Source organism: Streptomyces sp. ST2-7A, assembly GCF_021390475.1.
GTDB lineage: Bacteria > Actinomycetota > Actinomycetes > Streptomycetales > Streptomycetaceae > Streptomyces.
Map to the genome: position 1 here is coordinate 1 of NZ_JAJUWS010000088.1, position 1,489 is coordinate 1,489.

Consider the following 1,489-nt stretch of genomic DNA (forward strand, 5'->3'; position numbering starts at 1 on the left):
GCTCATTAGAGGACCATCCCTTCTGCAGCCCTCTTCGGTAGGGTTGTGACCTCTCGGTCCCGGTGGGTGCATGGCCAAGCTTGCGAGCCGCTCGACGGCCAGCATGAGTTCCGCCAGCCCCGCCGGGCCGAGGCCGTCTGATCGGCTTCAGGGACACGCCCCGCAGAGGGCCGATTAATGAGCTCCCGGCAGACGACCTCACCACCGGGCAGGTGCTCCGTCGGAATCACAGGAGTACGACCTTCGTGTTCATCGGATGGGACTGGGCGACCGAGACCCATGACGTGACCGTCATGGACGACGCCGGAAAGCGCATCGACCGGTGGGAGTTCGCCCACACCGAAGAGGGATTCGCCAAGACCCTGGCCCGGCTGGGGAAACACGGGTCCCCGGCGGATCTGCCGGTGCTGATCGAGACCAGCCGCGGCCTGGCCGTGGACCGGCTGCCGGCCGCCGGCCACCCGGTGGTGCCCGTGCACCCCAACGCCTTCCACGCCATGCGCCCGCGCTGGGGCGCATCCAAGGCCAAGACCGACGCGGGCGACAGCATGAAACTCGCCGACTACCTGCGCACCGACGGACACCTGCTGCCCCGGCTGGAGCCCACCGAGCAGGCCACCCTCGATCTGCAGGCCCTCACCCGGACCCGCGCCGATCACGTCGAGGCCCGCATCGCCGCCGTCAACCAGCTCGCAGCACTGCTGGACATGCACTGGCCCGGCGGCAAGGCGGTGTTCGCCAACCTCGACAGCGACATCGCGGTGGCCTTCCTTCAGCGCTACCCCACCCCGGCCGCCGCCGCCAGGCTCACCGCCGGACGCCTCGAAGCCTGGTGCAAGCGCCACGGCTACTCCGGCAGGAAGCCCGGCCACGTCCTGATCGAGCGTCTGCGGGCGGCTCCGAAGGCGGCCTCCCGCATCAGCGACACAGTCGTCGAGCAGCTGATCCAGATCCAGGTCCAGCTGGTCCAGGGCATACGCACGACCATCCGCACGCTGGACAAGGCCATCGCCGAGGCGGTCGAAACCCACCCCTACGCGCCGCTGTTCGCCACCATGCCGCGCATCGGCAGAGTCAGCCTCGGCCAGATCATCGGCGAGATCGGCCCGCTCCTGGAACGCGCCCGCACCAGCGAACAGTTCATCGCCGAGGCCGGTGTCGTCCCTGTGACCCGAGCGTCGGGGAAGTCCCGCACGGTCGCCTTCCGCTTCGCGACCAACCGCAGAGCCCGCGTCGCCCTGACCGCCTTCGCCGACAACCGCCGGCACGGCAGCGACTGGGCCGCCAAGATCTACAACGACGCCAGAGCCCGCAAGAAGCGCCACCCGCACGCCATCCGCATCCTGGCCCGCGCCTGGCTCCGTGTGATGTGGGCCTGCTGGCGCGACGGAACCTGCTACGACCCCGCCACCCACCAGACCAACGGCAAGATCAACACGGCCGCCGACACGCCTCGCGCGGCATAGAGGTTGACTCAGGAAACTCATGC

Annotated in this window: 1 protein-coding gene; it reads left to right on the top strand. The window is 69.4% G+C overall.

The window, feature by feature from the left end; all coding sequences use genetic code 11:
• The first annotated feature begins 245 nt into the window (after window positions 1-245).
• Entirely contained in the window at window positions 246-1,466 is a 1,221-nt protein-coding gene (locus LZF96_RS26300; protein WP_233877375.1) for an IS110 family transposase, read from the top strand.
• Window positions 1,467-1,489: the final 23 nt, after the last annotated feature.